Genomic DNA, 1348 nt, shown 5'->3' on the forward strand with positions numbered 1-1348 from the left:
GGGGTCTCCTCGTTTTCAGTGCAATAAGTGACGGTACGCAAAGCTAGCACTGGCGCGGGGGTGGTCTGGGTAGACCGTTGATTTCATTGACTTTCCTGTTCGCTTTGTAAACGGGTATGGTGGCCTCCCACTTTTGAGGTTCACGATGCAGGGTTGGCACACAACGTTTTTGGGGATGCGTGGGCTCCCCCGCGATATCAGCGACTTCGAGATGAAGGCATTTTTCACCTTCGATGGTGCCGAGCGCGACGCAATCAATGCACGCCGAGGTGATTCCCACAAGCTTGGTCTGGCGCTCCATATTGGTTTCCTGCGCATGAGTGGGCGTTTGCTCGGTGCCTTTCGGGTAATTCCAGTAGCCTTGTGGCGCCACCTTGGCAACGAGCTTGGCATTGCAGCACCAGAAGTCGCCTCGCTGAGAGCCATGTATGAACGCGGGCGCACGCTATTCGATCACCAACAAGTAGCCTGCACGGTCCTTGGATTCCAGTGGATGAGCGAGCACCAGCGCCGCTCACTGGTACGTGAACTGCGCGACGAAGTGGCGCGCTGCGCCGACCGCGATCAGCTACTCGTGCGGGCGCGTCAATGGCTGTACAAGAACAAGCTGGTGATCGTGCACGAGCGGGCAATTCGGACACTGATTGCGGCGGCACTTGCCCAGCTTGAAGTTGAAACAGGCACCGCCATCGCCGCCAGCGTTGATCCAGCAACACTTGATCGCTGGCGAGCCTCAGTTTCAGAGCTGCGCCCAGATGGACAAACCCAGCAGAGTTGGCTATGGGCTGCACCGGCGAAACACTCAACCCGCCAAATCAGCGAGGTACTGGAGCGCATCGACCTGCTTTACACGCTGGACGTTCATAAGCACCTGGCAGACATCCCCGATCTCATCTTGCGCCGCTACGCGCGCCGACTTGTCTCCAGGCCGCCCTCAGCCGGAGCCAAGATCAAAGAGCCAGCGCGCACCGTGGAGGTCGCATGCTTTCTTCGGTATTGCCTGTTCACCACCACAGACCAGTTGATCCTTATGGTGCAGCGCCGGATCGCCGATCTGTGGCGTCAGGCTGCCGCCGATGTCCCCGCTACCGTCAATTGGGCCGCAATGTACAAAACGCTGCTCGGCGAACTTGTTGCCTTGAGCGCGCAAGGTGCGGTGCCAGATGCTGAGTTGCGTGCCCGTCTTGAAGCCTTGATCACCGAAACCCAGAAACGCAAACCACCGAGCAGGGCCTCCCTGGTCCGCGAGGGATTGATTGATGGAATTCGCCCCGTGCGGTCGTTGCTCGTCGCCATTGCAAAGCTGCCCTGGCAGGCCACCGGCGAGCATCCTGCCATCGAGTACCTT

General features: G+C 59.2%; 1 pseudogene. It reads left to right on the plus strand.

The features are described 5' to 3' along the window. Window positions 1-145: 145 nt before the first annotated feature. Window positions 146-1348: pseudogene (locus DY262_RS21475) on the plus strand (Tn3-like element IS1071 family transposase); the annotation flags it as partial.

The organism is Hydrogenophaga borbori, assembly GCF_003417535.1.
Classification (GTDB): domain Bacteria; phylum Pseudomonadota; class Gammaproteobacteria; order Burkholderiales; family Burkholderiaceae_C; genus Hydrogenophaga; species Hydrogenophaga borbori.